The following is a 26,697-nucleotide window of genomic DNA, read 5'->3' as shown; positions in this document are numbered from 1 at the left end:
CCGGCAGGACAGAGGGGGCGCGAAGGATCGCTACTTTCCCGGTCTGCCTGTCTTGCCGGGCCGGCGCTTTTCGCGGCGGGCGTCGCCCGGGTCCTCGTAGGAGCCGATGCCGGCTCGCTCGCGCTTGACCGGCTTGTCGCCTTCGATCGGCGTCTCGGTGCGCCGCACGGTCATCTCGTCCAGCGAGTTCTTCTTGAACAGCGGTTTGATCGGCTCGCCGGGAATACCGAAGTCTGAACCATGCGCTTCCTGCGCGCTCTGCTTCTTGAACAGCGAGCGCGACACCGCGCCTGACGGGGTCGGCATGTCGGTACCAGGCCCCATATCGTCCAGCGACGGCTTGGCGAACAGCAGCTTCTTCACTGGCACGGCGCCGTCGGCGCCCATCTCGTCGAGATCGGGCTTGCGGAAGAGGTTGGGCCGGGCGGCCTTGGCCGCCTCTTCGGCGGCACGGGCGGCGTCGAGCTTGCGGAACCGCTCCTGTTCCTCAGCCGTACGATGCTTGGCCACGCCCTTGTTGTGCTTGCCTTTTTCGCGGCCCGAGGCCGGACTTTGGCCTTCCACCTCGCGCGCCAGCGGATCGTCAGAGATCGACAGTTCCATCTCGCGCAGCCGCTTGATCTCGTCGCGGATGCGGGCCGCCTTCTCGAAGTCGAGATTGGCGGCGGCGTCGCGCATCTGCTTGTCCAGCGCGTCGAGATGGGCTTTGAAATTGTTGCCCATCATGGCGCCGGCGCCGTCGGTGAACTGCGAGATGTCGGCGCGGACATGGTCCTTCTCGTAGACCGAGTCGAGAATGTCGGAGATGCGCGACTTGACCGATTCCGGCGTGATGCCGTTGGCGGCGTTCCACTCCATCTGCTTTTCGCGGCGACGGTTTGTCTCGGCCATCGCCCGCTCCATCGAGCCGGTGACCTGGTCGGCGTAGAGGATGACCTTGCCGTCGACATTGCGGGCAGCGCGCCCGATGGTCTGGATCAGCGATGTCTCCGAACGCAGAAAACCTTCCTTGTCGGCGTCGAGGATGGCGACGAAGCCGCATTCTGGAATGTCGAGACCTTCGCGCAAAAGGTTGATGCCGACCAGCACGTCGAAGGCGCCAAGCCGCAGATCGCGCAGGATCTCGATGCGCTCCAGCGTGTCGATGTCGGAATGCATGTAACGAACGCGCACGCCCTGCTCGTGCAGGTATTCGGTCAAATCCTCGGCCATGCGCTTCGTCAGCACGGTGACCAGCGTTCGATAGCCGGCGGCCGTCGTCTCGCGGATTTCGCCGACGACGTCATCGACCTGGCTCTTGGCCGGGCGCACTTCGACGGGCGGGTCGATCAGGCCGGTCGGGCGGATGACCTGCTCGGCGAAGACGCCGCCGGCCTGCTCCATTTCCCAGGCGCCCGGCGTCGCCGACACGGCAACCGAGAGGGGCCGCATGGCGTCCCATTCCTCGAAGCGCAGCGGCCGGTTGTCCATGCAGGAGGGCAGGCGGAAGCCGTATTCGGCCAGTGTCGCCTTGCGCCTGAAGTCGCCGCGATACATGCCGCCGATCTGCGGCACGGTCACGTGGCTTTCGTCGATGAAGACCAGCGCGTTGTCGGGAATGTATTCGAACAAAGTCGGCGGCGGATCGCCGGGCTGGCGGCCGGTGAGATAGCGCGAATAGTTCTCGATGCCGGCGCAGGAGCCGGTGGCTTCCAGCATTTCGAGGTCGAACCGGCAGCGCTGTTCCAGTCGCTGCGCTTCAAGCAGCCGGCCGGCGCGCTCCAGTTCCACCAAACGGTGCTTGAGCTCTTCCTTGATCGACTTGATCGCCTGGTTCAGCGTTGGGCGCGGCGTCACATAGTGCGAATTGGCGTAGATCTTGACGCTCTTCAGCTCGCCGGTCTTCTGGCCGGTCAGCGGGTCGAATTCGGTGATTGCCTCGATCTCGTCGCCGAACATCGAGATGCGCCAGGCGCGGTCTTCCAGGTGGGCCGGGAAGATTTCGATCGTGTCGCCGCGCACGCGGAACGAGCCGCGCACGAAATTGATGTCCTGGCGCTTGTATTGCTGCGCAACGAGGTCGGCGAGCAGGGCGCGCTGGTCGAGCCTGTCGCCGATCTGCATCTGGAAGGTCATCGCCGTATAGGTCTCGACCGAGCCGATACCGTAGATGCAGGACACCGAGGCGACGATGATGACGTCGTCGCGCTCGAGCAGCGAACGGGTCGCCGAATGGCGCATGCGGTCGATCTGCTCGTTGATCGAGGATTCCTTCTCGATGAAGGTGTCGGTGCGCGGAACGTAGGCTTCCGGCTGGTAATAGTCGTAGTAGGAGACGAAATACTCCACCGCATTGTCGGGGAAGAATTTCTTGAACTCGGAATAGAGCTGCGCGGCCAGCGTCTTGTTGGGCGCCAGGATCAAGGCAGGCCGCTGCGTCTCCTCGATCACCTTGGCCATGGTGAAGGTTTTGCCGGAGCCGGTGACGCCGAGCAGCACCTGCGTGCGGTCGCTGTTGTCGACGCCCTCGACAAGATCCTTGATGGCGGTCGGCTGGTCGCCCGCCGGTTCGAAGTCCGACACCATCTTGATGGCGATGCCGCCTTCGGATTTCTCCGGCCGGGCAGGGCGGTGCGGCGTCCACAGCACGCCGTCCTTGTGCAGCGGATTGCCGGATTCGATCAGAGCCGAGAGCGCGGCCACGGTGGCGGTGACGCCACTGGACGACATCGTCTCGGCTTCTTCCAGCGAGATGTCGAGCCCGGCGACCGGATTGAGGCCGGCCGCCGTGCGTTCGCGGGCCGACGCGGCGCCGCCCATCGAGGTGCCGCGCGCGGTGCGGCCCGGCGCCGCGGAGCGCTCTGGAATCTTCTTCGGCGACTTGGCGCCGCCGCCTTTGCCCGCGGCGCGGCCTTCCCGTTCAGCCTCCTGTTCGATCTGCTCGGCCCAATCCGCGATCGAACCGGTCAGCGGCGTGCCCGTCAGCTCAGCCTGCGGCATCTCGGCGAAGCCGCCCTTGTGCAGCGGCTCGGACGCGTCGAGGAAATCGGTCAGCGGGCTGCGCCGCTTCGGCGCGGCGCGGTCGTCATCCGCCGTCGGCGGCGTTCTTTTATCGGGGGATTTGGCCATGTCCCGAATATGGGAGGTCTTGGCGAAAATGGAAAGAGCGCGATGAAGGCTGGCCGGCGGGCGCGTCATGCTCCTGACAGAAGGCTGTCAGGAGGTGGCGGTGGGTTCCGCCTTATCTCAAGCGCCGCTTCCGTTCGACGCGACCCGGGTCGCCGATCCCTTCAGGCGATCCACCACGACGAGACGTGTAACCCTGCCCTTCTTGAAGGCGGCGAGGAAGCGGGCATAGTCCCGGAAGACGACGCAGCCATTGGATTCGGCGCGGCCACCGCGCAGCATGTAGGTATGCGCGAGGAGGCCGTTGCGGTTGTATTTGTTGCCGCCGCTCGTCGGTGTCAGGCGGATCGCCTCGACGCCGTGGAAGCGGGATTCGCGCAGCGACAGATTGTAGGTGTCGGGCGGCGTCGGACCACGGTCCTTCACGTGGACATAGCGCGGCTGGTCAACCATGGCGCCGAGGCCGGAATGCGCTTCGAGCCGCTGGCCGTCCGGCATGTAGACGGTCTTGGCGCTGATGTCGTAGACGGCCACGCCATGGCCGGCGCCGCTTCCGGCACTGGGGCCGTTGAACAGGTTCCTGAACGCCTGGCCGAGGCCGCCCGCAGGGGTATCCGGCTTGGCATAGGCCAGCACGTCGCCGTTTTCGCCGGAGCGGCCCTGGCGGGCAGGCTGCCTGGCCACCTCGACCGGCTTTGCCTGAGGTGCAGGCTTCTGTGGCAGTGCCTTGGGCTGCGGAGCCGGCTTGTCCTGCTCCACGACCTTGGGCTGCGGAGCCTCATATTGCGGGCGGCGGGTCGGCAGCGGGACGCCGTCGGTAAGCGCATCCGGCAGCGAGGCGGCGTCGCCGGGCTGTTCCTGCTGGGTCTCCACCGGCGCAACCGCGACATCGGGTGAGGATTCTGTCATCGGCAGCGGCGAGGCGAAGGCTTCGTCCTCGACCGGCATCGACTCGACGAGGGCAAGCGCCAGCTGCGCGTTGTCGGGCGTTTCCGACTGGGCAAAGCCCGTCGGCGCCGGCGCGGTCTGCACGACGGAACCCGGATCGGCGCGGGCGAAGCGTTCCGCCGCCGGAGCCGGCATGTCGTTGGACAGGCTGGCCATGACCTGGACGGACGGCACGAGAGACGCCTCGGTGACTTGCTGGGCGGCGGTGGAAATAAGGGGATGGGTGCTGGCTGGGGCCGCCGGCTTTCCCGCACCGGCGAAGGCGGCGGCAAGCTTTGTCGGCGACAGCGACGCTTCCATCAGCTCGAAGCGTTGCTGCGATTTCGACTTCGCCGGCGTTGGTTTGACCTGTGCCACCAGACGCGCGGATTTCTCCGCCTTGGAGGTTACCGCGGCCAGCTTGAAGCAGCTGGCGCCGCACTGTACGGCATGGTCGTGCAGCGCCTGCGCGCCGCCATGGGCATTGGCCATCACGAACGGCGCCGAAGAGCTGAGGAAATGCTGTTTCAGCGGATCGGCGAGAGCGAGAACGCCCGGCATGGACAGCGTCTGCGGCAGGCCTGCCGACGTCGCCGAGAGCGAGGTGCCGACGGAGCTGAGGCCGGCCATGGTGCCGATCAGCCATAGGCCGACGGCAACGCCGACGCCTGGCACAGCGACCCAGGGGACAACCCGTTCAGGGGTGAAGGATGAGGCACGTGACGCTTCGACAGCGGTCTCGCCGCCCCAACGCCTGTCCCCGACAATTTTACGACTCAAGAACGCCATGCAACCAATCTTGCTCCAATCGGCTCCCACGTCCGCGGCTGTGATAGCCGCGACGACCATTCTGTGAGTGATCCCAGGTGGTCCCCGACGCGTTTGCCGCGCCTGTCGTTAGTTGCCGATTGCTTCAAAATATGGACAAAGTTGGTTAACCAATCCCTCTCAAAACCAATCGAGAGACGTGGACTTTGTGCCGAAAAAGGCTCGTCCACGACCATGCACGCGGTATTGCAGCCCTTCCAAGGCTGTTTTGCTGCCTGTTTTTGCCTGTCGAGTCAAGCAAAACAGCCCTTGCTAATCCTTGCAAAAACACGATCGAGCGCTTCCCGCGGCAATGAGGCGCGCCGACAGGCATCGGCCGCGCCGCCGCGAACGCCACCGGGTGCCCGCGACTACTGTTGCCGTCCTGCCACAATTTTTCGGCCTGGCGGATCGACTTCCGGCGGCCGATTGACTCGTTTTGGGAGGCGGTGCAATCCGGTCAAGTGCTTGGTTTCAAGGTGGCAAAGGTCACCTTTGGAGGCTTTTCCATGAAGCGTCGGGACTTCTTGGCGCTGTCGGCGGGAGCCGCGGCGTTTTCCATTCTTCCGGCCGCCGTCAAGGCTGCCGTCCCGGTTCCCTATGACCGCAATGCGGAGGTGCCGTTCAAGGATAAGAAGTCCTTCATCGACTGGATGGTGGCCAATCGCGGCGAGGATCCGAAGTTGCTGGCTGAGCGATTCGATCGCTTCCAGATCATGGTCTACAACAAGGACGTGCTGGACGATCGCAACAAGCGCGCCTTCCTGCTGACGCCGCGCGAGGAGTTCGTGCTGCCGCAGAACCTCGGCCGCGCCTATGATCATGCCTTCCTCGATATCGGCTATGGCGTGACGATTTCAGGCCCGCACCTGGTCGGGCGCATGACGACGTCCATCGACGTGCAGTTCGGCGAAGCCGTGCTCGAGATCGGCACCGGCTCGGGCTACCAGTCGGCCTATCTGGCCAACCTCACCGACAAGGTGCACACGATCGAGATCATCAATCCGCTGGCGCAGCGCACCCGTGACGGGCTGATCGAGCGCGGCTACAGCGAGTTCGGCGCGGTCACCAGCCGCAATGCGGATGGCTATTATGGCTGGGAGAGCGTCGGTCCGTTCGACAAGATCATCGTCACTTGCGGCATCGACCACATTCCGCCATCGCTGCTGCAGCAGCTCAAGCCCAATGGCGTGATGGTCATCCCGGTCGGTCCGCCGGGCGCCCAGCATGTGCTCAAGGTGATCAAGCAGCAGCTTGCCGACGGCACGTTCAACATCGTCCGCTCGGACATCTACAACGGCAAGGTGGTGCCTTTCGTGCCCTTCACCAAGCTGGAAGGCGACCAGATCGTCGGCACGCATAACGGCTGAGTCGCCGCGCGGCGGCACCGGCCTTGCTGAATTCGCATCGAGGGGCCTGAATGGCAGCCGTCGCATCGATCTCTCGACCAGGCATCGCCTCGCTGGAGGCGCCACGGCTTGCGCATTACCTCGCGGTCGGGCTGATCGCCGGCGCCATCATCGCCCTGCAGATCGCCGTCATGCGGGTGTTTGCCGTGGGCAGCTGGTCGCATTTCGGCTCGCTGGTGGTCAGCCTCGCCATGCTTGGTTTCTCCTTGTCCAGTGTCGTCATCTTCGCCGGCAAGGGTTGGTTCGATCGCCACTGGCAAGGCGCCGCAACGGTGGCCCTGTTGCTGATCGGCCCGCTCGCCGTCGGCTCCAACCTCATCGCCCAGACGGTGCCGTTCAATGCCATCTTCCTGGTGTCGGATCCCCAGCAGAAATGGCGGCTGCTCGCCAATTTCCTGCTCTACCTCCTGCCGTTCCTGGCCGGCGCCTTCTTCCTCGGCATCGTCTTCCTGAAAAGCCGCACCGCCTTCGGCCGCGTCTATTTCGCCGACCTGACCGGCTCGGGGCTTGCCGGCCTCGTCGTGCTGGTGTCGCTGTATCTGTTCGCGCCTGAAACCATCATCGTCGTGCCGCTGCTTTTGTGGGCCGCCGGTTCGCTGCTGTGGTTCGCCGCGTTCGGCGCCTGGAAGAGCGTTGTCGCGGGCCTGGTGGTCGCGGCGCTGTCGATATCAGGCTACCTCTTGCTGCCCGGGCTCACAGGCATACCCGACATCACCGTCTCGCAATACAAGGGTGTCGCCTATGCCCGCAATTTTCCGGACGGCAAGCGCATCTACCGCAGCGTCTCGCCGTTCGGCGATTTGCAGGTCTATGCCAGCTCCTACATGCATTTCGCGCCGGGCCTGAGCGACAACGCCGCCTTCGGCATGCCCGAGGTTCCGGCCAACACTTATGTCGGCATGTATCGCGACGGCGACGGGCCGGAAGGCATCATGCGCAACCTGGCGCCGGCCGAGCAGGTCTATTTCCGCTATCTGCCGATGCACTATCCCTATGTCATCAAGGAGAAACCCAAGACATTCGTTGTGCAGTTCGGCGGCGGCATTTCCACACAGGCCGCGCTCAATGCCGGTTCGACCTCGGTGACCGTCGCCGAGAGCAACCCGATGACGTTGCGGGCCTTCCGCGATCCGATCCTCAGGGATGTCACCGGCAATATACTGGCGGAACCGCGGCTCAAGGTGATCGACTATGACGGGCGCCTGTTCCTCGCCAATACGGCCGAGCGCTACGACGTCATCGACCTCAGCCTGGCCGACAGCGTCGGCCTGTCCAATCCCGGCGGCTTCGCCATTTCGGAGAAATACGCCTACACGCGTGAGGCGATGCTGAGCTACATGCACGCGCTTGCCGATGGCGGCGTGCTGTCGATCACCTTGTGGAACAAGGAAGAGCCGCCAAAATCGGTGCTCAAGCTTTATTCTACCGTCGCCGAAGCGGCGGAGATTTTCGACCGCCAAGGTGCCGCCAACGATGTCTTCGCCGTGTCGAGCTATCTCTCCACCACGACGGTGCTGTTCAAGCGTGGCGGCTTCACGGAAACCGAAATCAAGACGCTGCGCGACTACACCAAATCGATGTCCTGGGAGGAAGTCTATTATCCAGGAATGGTTTATGACGGCTCGGGGGCGCAGAAGGTACTCGATGATTACCGCGCGTCGATCTTCGGCAGCGGACAGGACGCGACGCTCACCCAACCCGCCGACCCGACCACGCCTGCAAATCCTGACTGCGATCCGACCGCACCCGCCGATCCGACGCTCGATGCCTGCGCGGATGCCGATGCCGGTCCGCAGGTGTTGCCGGCGACGGAACTGCAGCGCATGAGCTGGCGCGCACTTCTGACCGGCGGCTGGGAAAAGCTCGCGAGCGACTATGTCTTCGACGCGCGTGCGCTGAGCAACGATCAACCTTATTTCGCGGCCTATGTGAAGGTCGCCGACCTGCCGCGCACGCTCGACCGGCTCGACCTGTTCCAGGACGATTGGGGCTATCTGCTGATCTGGGCGACGCTCGGCATTGCCTGCATCACGGCGGCGTCGCTGGTGTTGTTGCCGGTGCTCTTCGGCTGGCGCATCGTGTTCTCGCGCTCGCGCGGCAAGCTCGGCACCATCCTGTATTTCGCGTGCCTCGGCCTCGGCTATATCATGGTCGAGGTCGGGCTGATCAGCCGCTTCACCGTGGCGCTGGCCAATCCGACCGTTTCGGCCTCGGTGCTGATCTCCTCGATGCTGGTGTTTTCCGGCCTCGGCAGCCTGTTCGCCGAACGCATCTTCGAGCGCGCCAGGACGCTGCTGCCGACGGTCCTGCTGGCCATCTGCGCGCTGCTGCTGGTTTACGGCTTCTATCTGTCGCCGGTGCTCGATCGGATCGGCGCCTATCCCTATGCGGTGCGGCTGCTCTCCTGCTTCCTGCTGGTGTCGCCGCCGGCCTTCCTGATGGGCATGCCGATGGCCACCGCCATGACCTGGCTGGCGCGGCTCGGCAAGGAGCATCTGTTCGTCTGGGCCTGGGGCATCAATGGCTGCTTCTCGGTGATCGGCTCGGCCGCGGTGCCGATCGTCGCCACCAGCTTCGGCCTCAGCGCCGTGCTGCAATGGGCTGGGATCGCCTATCTCGTCGCCATTCCGGCCTTCTTCGCGGTGCTGTTGCCATCAAGGGCGCCGGCTCTCCGGGTGGTGCCCGCTTGATGCCGGACCGGCGCGCCATCGTCGCCGGACTGCTGGCCACGGCGGTATTCCCGGCCGCAAGCCAGGGCGCGCGCTCGCACAAGGCGATCTCAACCATCGTGCCGTTCAAGGCGTCGCCGTTTCCGTACCGGGGCAAGCTGCCCGACGGCTCCGCGGCGTTTCTCGACGTCGATGCGAACGGCCGCCACGGCCACACCTCGCCGCGTGGGGGAATCTACTGGGAAGACAAGACCTATTCGGACCGCTCGACGCTGCTCGCGATTCCCAAAGGTTTCGATGCCGCCAAGCCCGCTGTCATCGTCGTGTTCTTCCACGGCAACGGCGCGACCTTGCGGCGAGACGTGGTCGGGCGCCAGCGCGTGGTCGCGCAGGTCGAGGCTTCGGGCCTCAACGCCGTGCTGGTGGCGCCGCAATTTGCCCGCGACGCGCAGGATTCCAGCGCCGGCAATTTCTGGACGCCGGGCTATTTTTCCGGGTTCATGGCCGAGGCGGCGCAAGGCCTGGCCAGGCTGACCGGCGCCAAGGCGGCAAAATTCGAGGCCATGCCGGTGGTGCTGGTCGCCTATAGCGGCGGCTACAATCCGGCCGCATCCGTGCTTGGGAATGGTGACATTGGCGGCCGCCTGCTCGGCGTCATCCTGCTCGACGCCGTGTTCGACGAAGCCGACGTCTTCGCCGACTGGATCGCGCATCACAGGAAGAGTTTCTTCGTCAGCGCCTACGGCAAATCCTCGGCCTCGGGCAATGCCGAGATCAGGCAGGCGCTGGCAGGCAAGGGCATCAATGCAAGCGCCGATCCGCCGCGGCGGCTGGAAGCCGGCACCATCGCTCTGCTCGCCTCGGAAGCCGCCCATGACAGCTTCGTCACCAAGGCATTCGTCAACAATCCGCTGCAATGGCTGCTGGCCCGGCTGCACGGGTTCGCGCGATAGGATCTGTCTACATCAGGCCGGCTGAATTCCATCAGCCCTTGCCACTTGAAACCTGGCACTTGAAAGGTTTGGTTTTTGAAGCTTAGTGCCCGGCCATGCTTCTGACCGCTATCGTCATTGCCCAGATACTGGATCCGCTCAGGATCGTGCTGATCGCGATCGCCTATTTCCTCAGCCTCAGGGTCAAGCAGCCAAGCGTGGGCTGGCTTGGGCTGGTGGCGGCAATTGTCATCATCGCCATCTTCTATCCCTTCGTAATTCTTGGTCAGTCCGGCGATATCGCCTGGATGAGCGGCGCGGTCGGCGTGATATCGAACGCGCTGATAGCGGCGGTCGTGGCCGGGCTCCTGCGTCTCCAACGCCGTTTCTTCTGATCGTCAGTGCGGTTAGAGGCGCTTAGTCCTCAATTGAACCACAGCGCGAACGTCAGAAACCCGCCGCCGCCGAATTCGCGCTGGATCAGGTTGAAATCGTCGCTGGTCAGGATCTTGCCGGTCTCCAGATAGGGTGCGATGCCGGGGCCGGTGATCGACAGCACCAGGTCGAAGGGCTTCGGCTCGTCGAAGAAGCGCTTCATGTTGATGCCCTTGCCGGTGATGCGGAAATGCGGCAGCAGCGCCCGGCCTTCAAGCAAGTCCTCGGCCATGGTCAAGGTGGCGAGCCAGGCCTGGACCTGCTCCTCGCCGACTTCGAGGCCGGTGAGCCGGTTTTCGCCCTTCTGCTGCGGGCCGGGCAGCCATTCGCGGTCATTGTCCGTCTCGGCGCGGATCGCTTTCCAGTCCTCGCGCGACAGCCGGATCATTTCGAGCAGCTCCTGGCGCGCCGCCTTGCGGCGCTCCGGCTCGATCACCGGCCAGTTGATCATGTGCACCATCGAGATGAAATCGGCGATGCGCCATTCCGAGGAGAACATGTTGCCGCCCATCTCGCTGGGCGGCGGCACCAGGATGTCCTGCAATGGCAGCTTGGCGCGCGGGAACAGCATGTGGAACGAGCCGTCGAACGTGCCCCTGAAATCATGCGCAAGCCAGAAATCGGCCTGCGCCATCAGGAACTCGGCGTAGCCCTGCAGCCAGTAACCGTCGGCGCGGTCGAAGCGGAAGGTGAGCGCAGGCGCGGCGCCGTCTGGCGCCATGCCGCTGTGCGACAGCGCCGCCATGATCGCCGCCATGCTTTCATCCGGTGCGATCGTGCCGTCCTCGTTGAGGTCGATGCCGACATGGGTGAGGTCGATGACCATGCCGATATCGGCGTCGGCCGGCACCGAACCCAGCGTCGCCGCGGACTTTGCCAGCCGGTCGCGGAAGGCGACCAGGATGGAGCGGAACTCTTCGTAGGTCAGCGGCTCGGGGTTGGGGTTTGTCGGCACCGGCAGCTGCATCAGCGGCAGCATGAAGGATTGCGGGCTCTCGAAGCCATGGCGGTGCAGGCCGCTCGCCAGCAATTCCAGTGCGGTGAAGAACTCGCCGGCGCCGGCGGCATAGGCCGAAGCCGGATCTTTCGGCGCAGCCGCTTCCAGTGTCGACAGGGCGCCGTCGCGCGCGGCCACGGTCTTGGCTTCGAACAATGCGGTTGCCGCTTCGGGCATGGCGGCGTTAGCCGAACACAACGGTACAAGCAGAATAGAGGCTGAGGCCAGCAGGCTCGCAACTCGTTTCATGTTCCCCCTCCAGGTGCGTTTCGCGCCGGCGACCATACACGAATTTGCCGTCCGCCGTCTGCCGGTCTCGGCGCATGATTGTCGCCGGATGGCTTCAACTCGCCGGACGGACGGTCTACACAGGGCAAGCAAATTGGGCGTCGCGTGTCGAACTATCCGCTTTCCTACAAACTGTCCTGGCTGCCACGATTCCTGAAGCCGTCGCTTGGCGGCGACGCCAACGGGTTTGCCCCGGCGGCGGGGACGCTGATGGACCCGTCGCCAAAGCAGATGGTGCGGCTTGCCTTCGTCGGCGACATCTCGGCCGTGGCCAACCGCAGCACGCCGGCGTGCGATCCGGCGATCAAGGCGCTGCTCGGCACTGCCGACCTGGTGATCGGCAATTGCGAAAGCCCGATCGTGGACAAGCCAAGTGCCGTGCTGGGGACCAAGCTCGGCACGCATCATGCGATGAGCGAACGCTTTCTGGTGGAAGCATTGGCGGCGGTCGGGATCGAGCGCGAAAAACTCGTGCTGTCGCTGGCCAACAATCATGTGTTCGACCAGGGTGTCGCCGGTTTCGACGCGACGGCGGCCACGTTGAGGCTGCTCGATATCCGCACCATCGGCCTGGCCGCCACTGGCCCGGTCGAACGCTTCGCGGTCGGGCCGATCGCTCTCGGCTTCGCCGCTTTCACGCTCTGGCGCAACGCCGACGAAAGCCTGTTTGCCGGCCGCGTCTTGATGGAAGGCGATCCGGCGCGCTGGCCGCGCGAGGCGAGCGCGGGGATCGATCTCCTCTGTGCGGTGCCGCACTGGGACTGGGAATTCCGGCATTTTCCGCGTGCCGGAACGCGGGCGCTGGCGCGGCGGCTGGCCGGGCACGGCGTCGGGCTGATCGCCGGCCATCATGCCCATGTCGTGCAGCCGGTGCAGCGGATCGGCGAGGCGATCGTCGCCTATGGGCTCGGCGACTTCCTCGGCACCGCTTTTGCCCGCCAGCCATGGCCAGGGCGTATCGGCGGGATTTTCATCGTCGACGTCAGTGCTGAAGCGCAGACGCGCGGCAGGGTCGCCGCCTATCGGCTGCTTCCATTCATGCGGCTACGCGTGGGCGACCATGAGCGGCTGGTGTCGGTGGACGGATTGGAAGGTGGAATGCGGCAAAAGGTCGAGGGTCGGCTGAGGGCGATCTTCCCTTCTCCCCCTGTGGGAGAAGGTGGCCGCGAAGCGGCCGGATGAGGGGTGCTCCAGGGAATACCAACGCCTCACTCCGCTGGAACACCCCTCATCCGTCTCGGCGCTGACGCGCCGATCCACCTTCTCCCACAAGGGGAGAAGGAAGAAGTGCCATCCGTCTGGCGCGTCTCCTGAAAAACCAGCTATCATGAATTCGTCGAGGCTTGCGGGGGTGGCGGTGGAAACAGCGGATTTCATGCCGGGCGCGGCAGCTATCGCGGCCATCAAGAAGGACATCGAGACATACGAAGCGACAAGGGCCTCGGTCGCCCGCAGGGTCAAGTGGCGCGTCCCATTGTTCGTTGGCCTGGCGGTCGTTTTCGTCGCGCTCATTGCCTGGCTGTTCAACAAGGTCGCCGATCCCCACGAGCAATGGTTCTCGACGCCGCATGTATTTCTCTATGTCATCGGCTTCGCCGCTTCGGTCCTGCTCTATTTCCAGGCCATGAAACCGGCGACGCGGCTGCAGCAATCGTTCCGCGACACGCTGCTGCCCATCATCTTCGGTTTCATCCGCGATGTGCACTACCAGCATGGCGGAAGGCCGAACTCCTTCGACCGGCTGCCGCGCGAGACGGTCGGGCCTTTCAACCGGCAGTCCTTCGACGATGTCGTTTCCGGACGCTACGAAGAGTTTCCGTTCGAGCTTTACGAGACGGAATTGCGAGAAGGGAACGGCAAGGGTTCGTCGACTGCATTCAAGGGTGTCATCGTCGCCTTCGAGGCCGTCGAGCCGTTCCCGGGAATCCTGGTGGCGACGCGGCGAACCAATGCGGTCGTCGGCTTTTTCCGTGGGGTGTTTGGGTCCAAGCTGCAGGACCTGTCGTCGGGCGAGCCTTTTCTCGACGCCGCCTATGAATTCCGCACCGACAATGTCGAGGCGGCGCGGCCGCTGGTGACCGGGCGGCTGGCGCAGGCGCTCAAATGGCTCGGCGAAACCTGGCCGGACGAGCCGGCGCGTGTCGCGCTCAATGGCGGCGACGGTTTTCTGTTGTTGCCGCAAGCGAAGAACTTCTTCGAACTGCCCGCCATTTCGGTGCCGCTGGATTATCAGACCCATGTCGCGCCCATGATCTCGGACATGGGCGCCATGCTGGCGACGGCGGCCTTGGTGAGGAAGATCGGCGTGAGGGACGGGGCGATCTGATAGGCCGAAGCAGGCTCAGCAGTCGAAGCCGTATTTGCCGCGCATATAGTCCGCCTCTTCCTTGGACATTCTCTTGAACATCACACAGACGGTGAAGCTGCCGACCTGATGGCCGTCCCTAGTGTATCCCCAGTCGGAAATGTCGTTGCGCGTGAATTCGATATTCTGACCGAGCACGACGTTATGCACTTCTTCCGGTTCGTTCGCCAATATGCCGGCAAATCCGGTTTCCGTGCGGCGAAACGGTACGACCCAGAAGTGTTCGGTGACGTTGCCGTCACGCACCTTGACCTTCAGTTTGAACCTGTCGGTGCCGGACGGAGGTGTTTCGGACAAGGCCAGGAATTCATCCAGGCCGGCGAGGGCTCGCGCGGTCGCCGACGCCATGTCGGGATCATCAGGAGCAAAGATGATCGTGCTGTCGTCACCCGGATCGGCGCGTTGCGCGCCAGCCAGGCCCGGCAAAATCGCCAGCATCAGGGATAGCGTGGTCCGGACGGCGATTTTCATGGAAGTCCCCCCTTATCACAAGCGCGACACCATCCCGCATTCGCTTCGAGTTTGCAACCTGAGCGCGAAATTGCTCTCCGCCGAATGGGAGGCTCGAGCCGGCCCCGCGACATAAAATGTGTACCGATGAAAAATCGAAGTCCTGTTTCGTGATGCGGCCGGGAAGGGATTGCGGCGGCCGCGTGATCGCCGGCGGCGCGAGCCACAATCCGTCAAACGACTCTTTTCGTGCGGAGAAGAGGCTTCCATCTGGGCGGGAAAGCTGTCGGCATCGGAGGGCTTGGAGGCTATTGTGTCGGAATTAAGCCAATGATTTCCTTTGCGAAAATTCATTCAACGTGATTTGCCGATGGCGCGCTTTCCGCTCCAGTCTCGGGCCGTTCGGTGCTGCCTCTCCCAAGCGGTGCCGGAAAACCGAAACAGCACGGAGTGCTATCCATGAAGAAGACCCTCGCAACCACCGCCGCTCTGCTCGCCTTTCTCGGCACGGCCTATGCCGCGACCGTTCAGGGCACTATCCAGGCGGTCGATCCGACAACCAAGTCGGTCACCCTCGACGACGGCAAGATCTACCAGCTGTCGCCCGATGCGTCGGTCGGGAAATTGAAGGTCGGCGCCAAGGTGGCGGTGACCGTCGACGACAAGACCGGCATGGTGACGTCGATCAAGAAGGCTTCATAGAGACTCCTGATCGGACTTTTGAGACCCTGCTCCAATCTGGCCGGTTCCTTCGGGGATCGGCCATTTTCATGACCTTGGACACGCACCGCCGGGCGTCGACGGTGGCGAAACGCCGTTCCGGCAGCGCTGCTATGGTTTTTGCCCAGAGGCCGCGCTATTCCTTGGCTGCGGGGGATCTGCATGGCCGAGGAACAAAAGGGATTTCGCCTGTCGCGGCGGCTGCTTCTGGGCGCGGCTGTCCTTGGCGGCGCCGTCCTGTGGGGCGGCACCACCGTGGCGCGGCTGGCGCGAGGCCCGTCAGGGCCGAAGAACACCGGACGCATCGCCGATATCGACGGCATCGCGCTGCCGCTGAAGCCGATCGACAACGCGCCGGCCTTCGATCCGTCGCTGCCCTGGCTGGCAAAAGGCGGCGACATAAACGATGCCAGCGGCCTGTCGAGGACGCCGGTCTATGGCGTGGTCGAGGTCAGCGAGGAAGAGCATATCGCCAAGGCGCTGGCCTTCGCGCGCGCCAACGGGCTGAAAGTGTCGCTGGCGGCCATCCGCCATTCGATGGGCGGGCATGCCTTCGACGACAATGCGCTGGTTCTCGACCTCAGACCGTTCAACAAGGTCACGGTGGACGCCGCGGCCAGGACAATGACCTTGCAGCCGGGCGCGCGCTGGCACGACATCCAGACCATGCTGCATCCGCGCTTCGCGGTGAAGGCGATGCAGTCGACCGATATTTTTTCGGTCGGCGGTTCGCTGTCGGTGAACGCGCACGGCATGGACCATCAGGCGGGCTCGGTGGCCGGCTCGATCCGCTCGATGCGGGTGATGCTGGCCGACGGGTCGGTGACCACCTGCTCGCCAGCCGACAACAGCGAGCTGTTCCGCCATGTCGTCGGCGGCTACGGCCTGTTCGGCGTGGTGGTGGAGGCGACGCTCGATATCGTCGACAATGCCGTCTACCGCACCTCGCGCGAGATCATCAAATCCGACGACTTTCCGAAATTCTTCGCCGAGGTGCTGGAGCCGAACAAGAACATCGGCCTGTTCTACGGCCATCTGTCGACGGCGCCGGGCAATTTCCTCGAGGACATGATCGTCTACCGCTACGACAAGGTAGCGGAGCAGCCGCCGGCGGACCAGCCGGCGCTCGGTGAACCCGATGGCGTCGGCCTGAAGCGGGTGATCATGAACATGGCCAAGTGGGGCAGCGCGTTCCAGGAACTGAAATGGTTCACCGAAAAGACGCTGGAGCCGAAATTCGAGAGCTGCACGGTGCCGCGCAGCTCGGCGCTTGCCCAGGGCGAGGCCTGTCTCGTCACCCGCAACAACCCGATGCACGATTCGGTGCCGTATCTGTTCAACGACCTCATGAACGAGACCGACATACTGCACGAATATTTTATTCCTCGCGCAGCCTATGTCGAGTTCATCGCGGAAGCGCGCGAAATCCTGCGCAACCAGGATCTGCCTGTCCTCAACGCCTCGGTGCGCGCCGTCCACAAGGAGGATGTGGCGCTGACCTACGCGCCGGAGCCGGCCTATTCGCTGGTGCTCTATATCAACCAGCCGGCCGATGCCGATGGCAATGCCAGGATGCGGGCGCTGACGCGGGCGCTGATCGACGTGACGATCAAGCATGGCGGTCGGTTCTTCCTGCCCTACCAGCTGCACTATACGGGCAAGGAGCTGCTGGCGTCCTATCCCGAACTGCCCGCCTTCCTGGCGGCAAAGCGGCGCTATGACCCGACGGAAATGTTTTCCTCGACCTTCTACCGTGCCATCAAGGCGCTGAGCGGGGTGGTATAAGAAGCAGTTCCAGGAAAAGTGTGAAGCGGTTTTCCGTCCGGAACTGCTCAGGAATAGAGCAGGAGAACAATCAATGCGCATGGTATCGGCGGCAGCCCTCACTCTTATCGCGCTGTGCGCTGGATCCGCCGGAGCCGAGGACCTCAAGGCCTTCAAGGTGACGATCGACGGCAAGGCGGTTGATATCGACGCCGGCGAGAGCACCCATGTGACGCTGCCGGACGGCAGACAGGTCGAAGTGAAGCTCGACAAGAACGATTTCGCCACCTTTTCCGGCGGCAGTTTCTCCTTCAACCATCCGAGCGGCATTTCGGTGACCAAGAGCGATCTCGGCGAGAACATCACGCAATATCTGATGGCCTCGGCGCTGGGCACGATCGTCGTGGTGCAGGAATACGGCGAGATGAACCCGGTGTCGCTCAACCAGCTGATGCTGCAGGAGATGACCAAGGAATCGGTGCAGGCAGGTGCCGCGCTGACGCAGCAGCCGACGACGCGCAAGCTTGCCGACGGCAAGGAATTGACCGGCATCACCGCCGAGGTGAAGACCCGCACCGACACCGCTTATTTCGAAATCGTCGGCTACGGTCGCGCCGACCAGGGGCTTTTGTTCATCACGCGCGTCGCCGGCGAGGATGCGGCGACCGAGAAGCCGCTGATCGACAAGTTCTGGCAGAGCCTGAAGCTGAAGATGTAGGCTGTGCCTAGAGCTTGCTCGGCACCAGGCCGGCCAGCCAGTTCACCGAGCGCTTTGCCGCGTCGGCGGTTGCCGAGGCGGCGCGGCCGAGATCGGTCTTGACCACGGCGTAGCCGTTCTTCGTGCGATAGAGCACGCCGGTTCCGCCATCGACTACCTGTTCATAAGCGACGGGCCGGGCAGCGGCCGCGTCCAGGGCCGTCGTCGGCGATCCGACGGGCACGCTCGGCCGATGGCTGAGCTCCGGCGGCAGCGGGCTCTCCGTTCTGACGGTTCGGCTGGCGGGCTTCAGTTCCGGGCCTGACGCGATCGCGGCCAGGTGCGATGAGGACGCCGACCCCTTGGTGCGGCAGATGCCGGACACCAGCGGATAATTGAAATTGCGCTCGTGCAGGATCTGGCTCTTCATCGCGGCTTCGCAATCGGCGATGGTCGACCACTTGGCCGGCGTCTCGCCGATATATTCGCACAGCTTGGCGTCGCAGTCGCAGCCGACGATGGTCATGGCGACAAGGGCGGTCTTGATCACGGTCTCGTCCCTTCGAGATGCCCCCCGGCAGCCCAGTCAGGTGCGTGCCGCGTTCCAGGCGACATGCAATTCTCCATTGCGCGCGAACAAGGCGGGATTTTGGCTTCAACCGTCGAATGTGCGTGGCGGCGCGTGCCTACCCGCTGCCCGGGAAGATCCGTCTGAGGAAATTGGCGATCAGCCGCACCACGTCGTGCGGGCGCTCGACCTGCGGGATGTGGTTGACGCCATCGAGGACGGCCAGTTCGGCGTGTGGAAACAGCGAGGCGATCTCTTCGCCCTGGGCCAGCGGCGTGGTCGAATCCTCTCGTCCCCAGATGACGAGGACCGGCGGTGTGAAGGCGCGATAATTCGCCTTGTTGGCGGCAAGCGATTTCCGCTCGTCATTGTAGAGGCCGCTGAACAGCCAGTGACCAACGGCATTGGTGGTGCCCGTGACGTTCAGCGGGCGCGTGTAGATGGCGATGCGCTCCGCCGTGACCAGATCATCGTTCTCGATGAACTGGCGCAAACCGAACCCGGTCATGAGCGGATTGGTGAAGGTCGAGGCGGTCAGGAGCTGGCGTGGCCAGTCCCTTTTCAGGAGAGATGCGAACGGTGGGGCGGGCGCCTCGGTCTGGCCGAGGCCAATCGCCACGTCGAGCAGGATCAGCGCATCGATGCGATCCGGGGCCGAGAAGGCGGCTTCGATCACGCCTCCGCCACCATAAGAGTGGACGCCGATGCTGAAATGGCGAAGGCCGAGCGCGTCGGCAAAGCCAAGGACACGCCTGGCGTGAGCGGCGCGCGAATAATCCTGGTCGGCCGGTCTTTCCGAATAACCGAAGGGCGGCATGTCGACGGCGATCACGCGAAAGCCCTGTTCACCCAGCGGTGCTGCGATATCGCGGTAGGTTTCGGCCCACGACGCCGTACCGTGGAACAAAAGCAGCGGCGGCCCGTCCGGCGGCCCCCAGACCTGGTAGTGCATCTTCAGCCCGCCGACCGTCACGAACAGGGCTCCCGCCGGCGCAGCCTCCTGCGGCGACAGCGTCTCGCGCCAGGCCGCCGCGCCGCGAAAGCCGACGAGCACCACCATGATCAGCACAAGCAGCGTGAACGCGAGCCAGCCGACAATCCGGATCAGTCGACGCATGGCAGGGCTGTCACCTCAGTAGTCGTAGACGTGTTCGAGCCTGGCGCCGGCCTTGATCAGCGACGGCAGCACCAGATGCAGCTTGCGTACGGCCACGACCATGCCGGTGCGGCGCGTCGAGGGATCCGCCGGGAGCGGATAGCTGAACAGGATGCGCATGCCTTCGGGAATGGCGATCGCGTCGGTCGACAGCACCGTGACCATGATCTCGTCATTGCCGCCGATCTCGACGAAGGAGACACCCTTGTCGATCAGCCGCGGGATCATGTCGGTGAAGACCTGATAGCGCTTGGTGACGAAGACGGTGCCGTCCTGGCCCATGTCCCGTTCCAGCAAGGTGTCGGGCTCGTTGCGGGTGGCCTCGCCGACCGGCCCCTTGGCCCAGACATGGACATCGAGGAAGGCCGGGTGGGAGGTCGCCGCCAGCGCCTGCTTGATCAGATCGGCATAGCCTTGCTTGATGGTGTCGGCGAGACCGAAGGCGAGCTTGCGTTCGCTGGTGCGGATGGAACTGTCACCAGGCGCCGGCTGCACGGCAAACAGCCCGGCGCGCTTTTGCGCGTAGGGGAACTGGTACCACGGCACCTGGTCGAGAAAAGCTGCATAATCCGCCGCCACCTTGGCCTGGTAGATGTCGGCGGCGGTACGCTTGGTCGATGCCGCCTCGGTGATACGGCCGACCGTGTTCTCATAAGCCCATTGCAGGATATGCTCGATCGAATGGCTGGTGCCGATGATGACCAGCATCTGGTGGTTGGCGTAGTTGAACTTGTAGGGGGAACTGGCGCGGATCACCGTCGCGTAATCCTGCCAGAAGCGGCCGACATACGACCAGTAGGGAAAGCCGCTCGGCTGGTCCTTGGCGACGAAACCGGCATATTCGCGCGCGGCGTAGACGATCGCCCATTCCGGATAAGTGAGGAAGGTCGATTCCTCCGGCCGCTGGTAGCCGGGAATTTCGGCGCGCACCTTGTCGGCCAGCGCCTTGGGCGGCGCCCCGTCGGCAATGCCGGGCAGCGGCGTCCTGTCGAGTGACGGCGTGGTCAGGAAGCCATAGGCAAGCCCGGCGATGGGGATCAGGATGACGATGACGATCAGCCAGAGGATCGTCTTGACGATGCGCTTTATCAAGCGGAACAGGAACATGGCCGATCAGGCCGTGGCGAAGTGGTCGTAGATGCGCTTCGACAGCCAGAAGCCGATATAGACGGCGATCCCGCCGATGACGATGTGCGGCAGGTTGGCGAAGAAGCGGGTGGGGAATTCGATGTCGTTGAGGGAGCGGAAGCCGTTGATAAAGATGCCGGCATCGAGGCAGCCGGAGCCGGTGACCAGTCCGAGCACGCCGTCGAACAGATAGACCGAGCCGAACAGCTTGAAATAGAACACCGCCTGGCGGTGCGAGATGAAGGCGGCGGCCAGCGCCCAGACGCCTGAAAAGGCATGCAGCAGGTCGTCATACCATTGCAGGGAGAACAGGCCGAACAGATTGCCGTCGGCATCGTTGAAGGCCGGAATGTAGCCGATGGCCACGACCGCGAAGAACAGGAACGCGTAGGCGATGGCAAGCTTCTGGATCAGCGTCATGAAGTATCCCCCTCCGAAAAGCCCGTTGCAGACGGACTCTGACGACGCAGCGATACTAACCGATTTTGACGCGCGGTGAAGCGGCGCCCGCAACTTCGCCGGGAAAGGACTTTGCGAGGGTTAAGAAAGACAGTCGGCGCCGGGATTTCTCCCAGCGCCTCCCTGTCAGATCAGGACACGGTCGCGGCAGCAACTTCCGTAAAGTCGTCGCGCCATGCCGGCCTTGATTTTGACGGTCCTGCCAGAAGCCACCCGAAGGCAGCATCCGTTCCAGACCACGCTGGTCTTGGCCCTTGCGGGCTTTGCCCTGCGTGCCATCGAAGGTTTTTGCCGTCCTTCATGGCAGCATCGGTCCGCCGTCGGCGTTGGCACGCTTTCCGCGGCCCCGTAGGTCTCGGCTACCATCCCTCGAACAGGCAAGCCTGGTCTCGATCCGGGCCGTACGGGCCTCAGGAAATCCGCCTTTCACTTCGCCTTTCGGCTTGGCGATCGGTAGCCGCCTGAGATGGGTTGAACTTACGCCGGGTAAGGGTTGTGGGGAATGGGCTTGCCCCTGTGGATAGCGGGATTATCGGGGACCGATGCCAGAAGTCAGGGAAATTCAAGCGCGAACACCTTAGACAGCCTGCCCCGCTTTTTCGGCGAACGAACCGATGGTGCCCCTTGCCCTGCCGACAGGCGCGGGTTTCAATGCTGGCAAAGGATCGGGGCCGGCAGGATCGGGCCGGCGCCTTCCGGGGGAGGAAAAGCATTGAAGGTCGGGGTGGTGCTCAATCCGATTGCCGGCGGCGGCCGGCTGAAACGGCATTGGCCCGATGTCGCCGCCGCGCTGAAAAAGCACTTCGGCGATTTCGAATTGCGCGAGACCCAGGCCGAGGGCGATGCCGAGCGGCTTGCGCTCGATCTCGCCGCAAACGGCTTCGACCTGGTGATCGCGGCCGGTGGCGACGGCACCGCGAGCGAAGTGGCCGACGGGTTGCTGCAGGCCCGCGAGGAGGGCGGCAGGACAACCGAACTCGGCCTCCTGCCGTGCGGCACAGGCATCGATTTCGCGCGCGGCCTCGGCCTGCCGACGGAGATCGACGCGACGCTGAAGCGGATTGCCGAAGCCAAGGCAAGGGCGGTCGATGCCGGCCGTATCTGCTACATCGACGAGCATGGCGCGTTGGCCAGCCGCCACTTCATCAACATCGCCAGCCTTGGCCTGTCGGGCGCCACCGACCGCGCCGTCAATGCCGACAAGCGCAAGGGCAGGATGTCGGCCAAAGCGCTGTTCCTGTGGCGCACCGTGGTCGAGTTCGTCCGTTACCGCTTTCAGGACGTAAGGATCACCGTCGATGACGGCGACCCGGTCGAGGCGCGCATGGCGCTGGTGGCGGTGGCCAACGGCAAATTCTTCGGCGGCGGCATGATGATCGCGCCGGATGCGGAGCTGGCCGACGGACAGTTCGACATCGTCATCCTGCGCGCGGCGGGCAAGCTGAAGCTGATCTGGGATATCAGGCTGCTCTATGGCGGCAGGCACCGCAACCACCCCGCCATCACTATCCTGCGCGGCCGGAAAGTGGTGGTCGAACCGCTCGGCGACGCCGAAAAGAATGGCGCGCTGGTCGATATAGACGGCGAGTCGCCCGGGCGGATACCCGCGACCTTCGAGATTTTGCCGGGGGCCCTGACGCTGAGATATTGAATGAAGGCGTTGAGCGGGGTGGAGCGTTCCCATAGCGCTGCAACGGTGCTGATTCTGCTCCGTCGCATTCTTTGGCCAAGGTCACGGCATGGATCCTCGGGTCAAGCCCGAGGATGACGAAGGGAAGGGGTGCTTCTGCCGATCGCCGAGACGTGCAGCGTGATCGAAACTCTCTCCCGATAACCAGTCGGGATGTTCCAGCTCTGATTCAAGTTGTTGAGGCCGTGATTCCAGATGCTTGCCCAACGCCTTGATTTCATTGGCTGGTCTGCCGGGATCACATCTCCAATCTGGCCGGAAAACCAGGCGCGCGCAGGTCGGTACCGACAGCATCTTCCAGCAATTTGACGATCTGCGTCGACCACGCTCCGCCGCCGTAGGCTGCCTTGCCCTGCTGAAAAATCGCGTTGACCCGCGATGCAAGCTCAAGCGGCACGCCCGATTGTTCGCCCATGGCGAGCGCGAAGCCGAGGTCTTTCAGCGCCAGGTCCATGGTGAAGCCGATGTCGTAGGAGCCGTTCAGCACCAGCTGGCTTTCGGTTTCGTGGACGAAGCTGTTGCCGGAGGAGGCAACGATGGCGTGGTAGCTCTGCGCGAGGTCTAGCCCGCCCCGCTTGGCCAGCATCAGCGCCTCGCCGGCGGCGACCAGATGGATGAAGGCCAGCATGTTGGTGATCACCTTGATCACCGCCGCCGAGCCGATCGGCCCCATCAGGAACGATTTGGCGCACATCGCTTCGATGGCGGGGCGGTGGCGCTTGTAGAGGGCCGCATTGCCGCCGACCAGCGCGGTGATCTTGCCCACCGCCGCCAGATGCACGCCGCCGGTGACCGGGCATTCCAATGTCTCGACGCTCTTGGCCGAGGCGAGGGCGGCAAGCCGCAAAATCTCGTCGCGGCCGTTGGTCGACATCTCGATCCAGGTGCCGCCCTTGGGCAGGCCTTCCAGCAATCCGCCCGGGCCGGCCAGCACTGCCTCGCTGACTTTTGGTGAAGGCAGGCAGCTTATGGCATTGCCGGCGCGGGCGGCGGCCTCGGCGGGACTGCCGGCAGCCGTGGCGCCGAGCGCGACAAGGCGCTCGACGGCGGTGGGGTCGCGGTCGACAACGGTAACGGCAAAGCCGTTGCGGATCAGGCTGGCGGCAAGGTTTCCGCCGAGATGGCCAAGGCCGATGAAGGCGTAGCTTTCGCTCACGGCATCAGCGGCATCTGCATCATCTGCAGATGCAGGTCCTTGCCGGTGTAAGGATGCGCGTCGCAGACCGCCTCGTTGAGCTCGACGCCGAGGCCAGGCTCCTTCGAGGGGATGACGTTGCCGTCCTGCCATTCGATCTTCTTCTTCAGCAGCGTCGCGTGGAAGCCGTCCCACTGCTTCAGCGATTCCAGGATCAGGAAGTTCGGCAGTGTCACCGCGAGCTGGATGTTGGCGGCACCGACGATCGGCCCGCAATAGCAATGCGGCGCGACCTGGATGTGGTAGGCCTCGGCCATGGCGGCGATCTTCTTGGTTTCGAGAATGCCGCCGGAGCGGCCGAGGTCCGGCTGCAGGATGGTCGCGGCGCGGTTCTCGATGACGCGGGCGAATTCGGACTTGGTCGTCAGCCGCTCGCCGGTGGCGATCGGGATCGAAGTCGCACGCGCCACCTGCGCCATCACTTCGGGCATGTCCGGGGGCACCGGCTCCTCGAACCACAGGGGGTCGTAGGGTTCGATGGCGCGCGCCATGCGCAGCGCGCCCGATGCGGTGAACTGGCCGTGCGTGCCGAACAATATGTCGGCGCGGGTGCCGACCGCCTCGCGGATCGCCTTGATCATGCGGGTGGAGACATCGATGTCGACGAGACGCGGCTGATGACCGTCGAAGGCGGTGTAGGGGCCGGCCGGGTCGAGCTTGACGGCATTAAATCCCTGCTCGACATATTCGAGCGCGCAGGCTGCGGCCATCTCAGGGTCGTTGTAGACGTTCCTGCCATCGGGCGCGTCCTCGGAATGGACGCTGCCCGTGTGCGGGTAGAGATAGGTGTAGGAGCGCAGCGTCTCGTGCACCTGGCCGCCGAGCAGCTTGTAGACCGGCTTGTTCGCTTCCTTGCCGACGATGTCCCAGCAGGCCATTTCGAGTGCCGAGAAGCAGCCCATGCCGGAGACGTCGGGACGCTGGGTGAAGCCCGAGGAATAGGCACGGCGGAAGAAGTTTTCGATGTCGTGCGGATCGCGGCCGATCAGATAGCGCTCGGCCATGTCCTCGATCATCCTGGCCGTGACATGGGCGGAGAAGGTGGCATTGTAGGCTTCGCCATAGCCGACCACGCCGCCGTCGGTCGTGAGCTTGACGAAGATGAAATATTTGCCGCCGATGCCGGGCGGCGGGTTGCCGACAACCCAGGTCTTGACGTCGGTGATCTTCATGTGTGTTCCTCCAGAACCAGTTCGGCGCCCTTCCACCCGGTCATGACCGAGGCGGCGTTGGTGTTGCCGGTGATGTTGTCGGGAAAGATCGAAGCGTCGATGACGCGCAGGCCTTCAAGGCCATGCACTTTCAGGCGCGGATCGACGACGGAGCGCGAGGGGTCGGGTCCCATGCGGCAGGTCGAAACCGGGTGATAGACGGTGCCGGAGCGCTTCCTGAAATCGGAGATCAGGTCGGCGTCGGACTGGATCGACGGGCCGGGCAACACCTCCTCGGCGATGATCTCGGCCATGGCCGGCATCGAGGCGATCTTGCGCACGAATTTCACCGCCGCCAGCATCTCGTCGACATCGGCATTGGTGGAATAGGCGTTGGCGACGATCTTGGGATAATCGAGCGGGTTCCTGGAGCGGATCATGATCTCGCCCCGGCTCGACGGGCGGCAATTGGACAGGCCGATGGAGAAGCCCGGCCATGGGTCAGGCGTCAGGATCGGACGCTCGCCGTTCTTCGGGATGAGGGTCGAGAAGGCCTGGAAATAAAGCTGCATGTTGGGCCGCGAGAAGGCCGGATCGGTGCGGAAGAAGCCGCCGCCGTGGTTCATCGACAAAGACAGCGGGCCGGAGCGCGTCAGGATGTACTGCATGCCGACCAGAAGCTTGCCCCACCAGGGCCGCAGGATCTGGTTGAGCGTCGGCAGCTTGCCCTTGAAGGTGTAGTTGATGCCGACATGGTCCTGCAGATTGGCGCCGACATTCTCGTTGGCTTGCACGACCGGGATGCCCAAGCCTTTGAGCAATGCCGCGGGGCCGATGCCGGAGAGTTGCATGAGCTGCGGCGAGTTGATCGAGCCGGCGGAGAGGATCACTTCGCGGCCGGCTCGTGCCGTCCTGGTCTCACCGTTGCGCAGATATTCGACGCCGACGGCGCGCTTGCCTTCGAACAGGATGCGGCTCGCCAGTGCGTTGGTCTCGACGCGGACATTGGCGCGCTTCATCGCCGGGCGCAGGAAGGCGCGGGCGGCCGACATGCGGCGGCCGTTCTTGGTCGAGATCTGGTAGATGCCGACGCCTTCCTGGGCAGCACCATTGAAATCGGGGTTGAGCGGCAGGCCGGCCTGCTGGCCGGCGGCGAGATAACGCTTCGTCAGTGGGTGGACGGCGTTCGTGGTGTCGCTGATGTGAAGCGGGCCGCCGGTGCCGCGCCATTGGTCGGCGCCGGCCTCATTGTCCTCGAGCGCCTTGAAGGCCGGCAACAGATCGTCATAGCCCCAGCCGGGATTGCCGGCGGCGCGCCAGTCGTCGAAATCCTCGCGCGCGCCGCGGATCCAGACCATGGCGTTGATCGAACTCGACCCGCCGAGCAGCTTGCCGCGCGGCCAGTGGTCGACATTGCCGCCAAGGCCGGGATCCGGCTCGGTCTTGTAGTTCCAGTTCACCGTGGGATCGAAGAAGGTCTTGCCGTAGCCGAGCGGCATCTGCACGTAGAAGCGACGGTCGCTGCCGCCGGCCTCCAGCACCAGCACGGAGAAACGGCCCGAGGCCGAGAGCTTGTCGGCGAGCACCGAGCCGGCCGAGCCGGAGCCGACGATGATGAAATCATAGGTCTGCATGATGGAAATGGGCGGCTCCTGAAAACAGGGCGCAGCCTAGACGCCACGAGTTCGCCGCGTCGCCGCGCCTTCCGGCATCGGTTGTGAAAAAAGCGACTGGTCTATCCGGCCGGGTTGTGGGGAATACCGACAATCGCGCTTGATATGCATG

The 26,697-nt window shown here is 64.1% G+C and carries 21 protein-coding genes; 10 read left to right on the top strand and 11 right to left on the bottom strand.

What is annotated here, in order from left to right:
• Nucleotides 1-30 precede the first annotated feature (30 nt).
• Together uvrB and EN804_RS05090 are read right to left on the bottom strand one after the other, a co-directional pair.
• Entirely contained in the window at nucleotides 31-3,108 is a 3,078-nt protein-coding gene (uvrB, locus tag EN804_RS05095) for an excinuclease ABC subunit UvrB (protein ID WP_135919163.1), read from the bottom strand.
• A gap of 117 nt (nucleotides 3,109-3,225) precedes the next feature.
• Nucleotides 3,226-4,821, bottom strand: coding sequence for a DUF2778 domain-containing protein (locus tag EN804_RS05090; protein ID WP_135918800.1), 1,596 nt, complete (start codon nucleotides 4,819-4,821; stop codon nucleotides 3,226-3,228).
• Nucleotides 4,822-5,348: 527 nt separating this feature from the next.
• Here EN804_RS05090 and EN804_RS05085 point away from each other — a divergent pair.
• From EN804_RS05085 to EN804_RS05070, 4 genes are all read left to right on the top strand, one after another.
• Nucleotides 5,349-6,209 (top strand): protein-L-isoaspartate O-methyltransferase, encoded by an 861-nt coding sequence (locus tag EN804_RS05085; RefSeq protein ID WP_135918799.1) that lies wholly within the window; start codon nucleotides 5,349-5,351, stop codon nucleotides 6,207-6,209.
• 50 nt (nucleotides 6,210-6,259) lie between these two features.
• Entirely contained in the window at nucleotides 6,260-8,938 is a 2,679-nt protein-coding gene (locus EN804_RS05080) for a hypothetical protein (RefSeq protein WP_135918798.1), read from the top strand.
• Nucleotides 8,938-9,870, top strand: coding sequence for a hypothetical protein (locus EN804_RS05075; protein ID WP_135918797.1), 933 nt, complete (start codon nucleotides 8,938-8,940; stop codon nucleotides 9,868-9,870). Before EN804_RS05080 ends, EN804_RS05075 begins: the two co-directional genes overlap by 1 nt.
• Before the next feature lie 95 nt (nucleotides 9,871-9,965).
• Complete coding sequence (locus EN804_RS05070) at nucleotides 9,966-10,244, top strand: hypothetical protein (protein WP_135881188.1); 279 nt, start codon at nucleotides 9,966-9,968, stop codon at nucleotides 10,242-10,244.
• Nucleotides 10,245-10,273: 29 nt separating this feature from the next.
• Here EN804_RS05070 and EN804_RS05065 read toward each other — a convergent pair whose 3' ends face one another.
• Nucleotides 10,274-11,530: a hypothetical protein gene (locus tag EN804_RS05065; RefSeq protein WP_135918796.1), complete on the bottom strand. Its 1,257-nt coding sequence runs from the start codon at nucleotides 11,528-11,530 to the stop codon at nucleotides 10,274-10,276.
• A gap of 144 nt (nucleotides 11,531-11,674) precedes the next feature.
• Here EN804_RS05065 and EN804_RS05060 point away from each other — a divergent pair, with 144 nt between their 5' ends.
• Complete coding sequence (locus EN804_RS05060) at nucleotides 11,675-12,751, top strand: CapA family protein (RefSeq protein WP_135918795.1); 1,077 nt, start codon at nucleotides 11,675-11,677, stop codon at nucleotides 12,749-12,751.
• Between the two features lie 145 nt (nucleotides 12,752-12,896).
• The gene (locus EN804_RS05055; protein ID WP_246693368.1) at nucleotides 12,897-13,895 is read left to right on the top strand and encodes a hypothetical protein; all 999 of its coding nucleotides are present in this window, start codon (nucleotides 12,897-12,899) and stop codon (nucleotides 13,893-13,895) included.
• Nucleotides 13,896-13,910: 15 nt separating this feature from the next.
• Here EN804_RS05055 and EN804_RS05050 read toward each other — a convergent pair whose 3' ends face one another.
• Entirely contained in the window at nucleotides 13,911-14,405 is a 495-nt protein-coding gene (locus tag EN804_RS05050) for a DUF2314 domain-containing protein (protein ID WP_135918794.1), read from the bottom strand.
• Nucleotides 14,406-14,843: 438 nt separating this feature from the next.
• Here EN804_RS05050 and EN804_RS05045 point away from each other — a divergent pair, with 438 nt between their 5' ends.
• The 3 genes from EN804_RS05045 to EN804_RS05035 all read left to right on the top strand — a co-directional run bounded on the left by EN804_RS05045 (nucleotide 14,844) and on the right by EN804_RS05035 (nucleotide 17,586).
• Complete coding sequence (locus EN804_RS05045) at nucleotides 14,844-15,086, top strand: DUF1344 domain-containing protein (protein WP_015316128.1); 243 nt, start codon at nucleotides 14,844-14,846, stop codon at nucleotides 15,084-15,086.
• Nucleotides 15,087-15,266: 180 nt separating this feature from the next.
• Complete coding sequence (locus EN804_RS05040; RefSeq protein ID WP_135918793.1) at nucleotides 15,267-16,889, top strand: FAD-binding oxidoreductase; 1,623 nt, start codon at nucleotides 15,267-15,269, stop codon at nucleotides 16,887-16,889.
• Between the two features lie 73 nt (nucleotides 16,890-16,962).
• On the top strand, nucleotides 16,963-17,586 hold the full coding sequence (locus EN804_RS05035) for a hypothetical protein (RefSeq protein WP_127873622.1): 624 nt from the start codon (nucleotides 16,963-16,965) through the stop codon (nucleotides 17,584-17,586).
• 7 nt (nucleotides 17,587-17,593) lie between these two features.
• On the opposite strand, the gene EN804_RS05030 is transcribed toward EN804_RS05035, so the two are convergent.
• From EN804_RS05030 to EN804_RS05015, 4 genes are all read right to left on the bottom strand, one after another.
• Complete coding sequence (locus EN804_RS05030) at nucleotides 17,594-18,115, bottom strand: hypothetical protein (RefSeq protein ID WP_127873621.1); 522 nt, start codon at nucleotides 18,113-18,115, stop codon at nucleotides 17,594-17,596.
• Between the two features lie 136 nt (nucleotides 18,116-18,251).
• Nucleotides 18,252-19,250 carry an alpha/beta hydrolase gene (locus EN804_RS05025; RefSeq protein WP_135918792.1) on the bottom strand — a complete coding sequence of 333 codons (999 nt, stop codon included), beginning with the start codon at nucleotides 19,248-19,250 and terminating at the stop codon, nucleotides 18,252-18,254.
• A gap of 15 nt (nucleotides 19,251-19,265) precedes the next feature.
• Nucleotides 19,266-20,396: a hypothetical protein gene (locus EN804_RS05020; protein ID WP_135918791.1), complete on the bottom strand. Its 1,131-nt coding sequence runs from the start codon at nucleotides 20,394-20,396 to the stop codon at nucleotides 19,266-19,268.
• A 6-nt stretch (nucleotides 20,397-20,402) separates the two neighbouring features.
• Nucleotides 20,403-20,837, bottom strand: a complete 435-nt coding sequence (locus tag EN804_RS05015) for a DUF4383 domain-containing protein (RefSeq protein WP_127278524.1) — start codon at nucleotides 20,835-20,837, stop codon at nucleotides 20,403-20,405.
• A 751-nt stretch (nucleotides 20,838-21,588) separates the two neighbouring features.
• Between EN804_RS05015 and EN804_RS05010 the strand changes: the two genes are divergently transcribed.
• Nucleotides 21,589-22,527 (top strand): diacylglycerol kinase family protein, encoded by a 939-nt coding sequence (locus tag EN804_RS05010; protein WP_127873617.1) that lies wholly within the window; start codon nucleotides 21,589-21,591, stop codon nucleotides 22,525-22,527.
• A gap of 277 nt (nucleotides 22,528-22,804) precedes the next feature.
• On the opposite strand, the gene EN804_RS05005 is transcribed toward EN804_RS05010, so the two are convergent.
• Genes EN804_RS05005 through EN804_RS04995 form a run of 3 tightly spaced genes read right to left on the bottom strand, consistent with a single transcriptional unit; the run spans nucleotide 22,805 to nucleotide 26,546 of the window.
• Nucleotides 22,805-23,722 carry an NAD(P)-dependent oxidoreductase gene (locus tag EN804_RS05005; RefSeq protein WP_135918790.1) on the bottom strand — a complete coding sequence of 306 codons (918 nt, stop codon included), beginning with the start codon at nucleotides 23,720-23,722 and terminating at the stop codon, nucleotides 22,805-22,807.
• A complete protein-coding gene (locus EN804_RS05000; RefSeq protein WP_127279782.1) occupies nucleotides 23,719-24,933 on the bottom strand; it encodes a mandelate racemase/muconate lactonizing enzyme family protein in 1,215 nt (404 codons plus the stop codon). The genes EN804_RS05005 and EN804_RS05000 overlap by 4 nt, the downstream gene beginning before the upstream one ends.
• Entirely contained in the window at nucleotides 24,930-26,546 is a 1,617-nt protein-coding gene (locus tag EN804_RS04995; RefSeq protein ID WP_135918789.1) for a GMC family oxidoreductase N-terminal domain-containing protein, read from the bottom strand. Before EN804_RS04995 ends, EN804_RS05000 begins: the two co-directional genes overlap by 4 nt.
• Nucleotides 26,547-26,697 lie beyond the last annotated feature (151 nt).

It is taken from the genome of Mesorhizobium sp. M8A.F.Ca.ET.161.01.1.1 (genome assembly GCF_004792105.1).
Taxonomy (GTDB): Bacteria; Pseudomonadota; Alphaproteobacteria; order Rhizobiales; family Rhizobiaceae; genus Mesorhizobium.
This window is presented reverse-complemented; position numbering and strand designations above follow the sequence as displayed.

Excerpts from the sequence above, each read along its gene's own strand:
- EN804_RS05055 (WP_246693368.1), top strand. The coding sequence starts at position 12,897 with ATGAATTCGTCGAGGCTTGCGGGGGTGGCGGTGGAAACAGCGGATTTC.
- EN804_RS05080 (WP_135918798.1), top strand. The coding sequence starts at position 6,260 with ATGGCAGCCGTCGCATCGATCTCTCGACCAGGCATCGCCTCGCTGGAG.
- EN804_RS05045 (WP_015316128.1), top strand. The coding sequence starts at position 14,844 with ATGAAGAAGACCCTCGCAACCACCGCCGCTCTGCTCGCCTTTCTCGGC.
- EN804_RS05000 (WP_127279782.1), bottom strand. The coding sequence starts at position 24,933 with ATGAAGATCACCGACGTCAAGACCTGGGTTGTCGGCAACCCGCCGCCC.
- uvrB (WP_135919163.1), bottom strand. The coding sequence starts at position 3,108 with ATGGCCAAATCCCCCGATAAAAGAACGCCGCCGACGGCGGATGACGAC.
- EN804_RS05025 (WP_135918792.1), bottom strand. The coding sequence starts at position 19,250 with ATGCGTCGACTGATCCGGATTGTCGGCTGGCTCGCGTTCACGCTGCTT.
- EN804_RS05075 (WP_135918797.1), top strand. The coding sequence starts at position 8,938 with ATGCCGGACCGGCGCGCCATCGTCGCCGGACTGCTGGCCACGGCGGTA.
- EN804_RS05040 (WP_135918793.1), top strand. The coding sequence starts at position 15,267 with ATGGCCGAGGAACAAAAGGGATTTCGCCTGTCGCGGCGGCTGCTTCTG.
- EN804_RS05020 (WP_135918791.1), bottom strand. The coding sequence starts at position 20,396 with ATGTTCCTGTTCCGCTTGATAAAGCGCATCGTCAAGACGATCCTCTGG.
- EN804_RS05015 (WP_127278524.1), bottom strand. The coding sequence starts at position 20,837 with ATGACGCTGATCCAGAAGCTTGCCATCGCCTACGCGTTCCTGTTCTTC.
- EN804_RS05065 (WP_135918796.1), bottom strand. The coding sequence starts at position 11,530 with ATGAAACGAGTTGCGAGCCTGCTGGCCTCAGCCTCTATTCTGCTTGTA.
- EN804_RS04995 (WP_135918789.1), bottom strand. The coding sequence starts at position 26,546 with ATGCAGACCTATGATTTCATCATCGTCGGCTCCGGCTCGGCCGGCTCG.
- EN804_RS05090 (WP_135918800.1), bottom strand. The coding sequence starts at position 4,821 with ATGGCGTTCTTGAGTCGTAAAATTGTCGGGGACAGGCGTTGGGGCGGC.
- EN804_RS05070 (WP_135881188.1), top strand. The coding sequence starts at position 9,966 with ATGCTTCTGACCGCTATCGTCATTGCCCAGATACTGGATCCGCTCAGG.
- EN804_RS05050 (WP_135918794.1), bottom strand. The coding sequence starts at position 14,405 with ATGAAAATCGCCGTCCGGACCACGCTATCCCTGATGCTGGCGATTTTG.
- EN804_RS05085 (WP_135918799.1), top strand. The coding sequence starts at position 5,349 with ATGAAGCGTCGGGACTTCTTGGCGCTGTCGGCGGGAGCCGCGGCGTTT.
- EN804_RS05035 (WP_127873622.1), top strand. The coding sequence starts at position 16,963 with ATGCGCATGGTATCGGCGGCAGCCCTCACTCTTATCGCGCTGTGCGCT.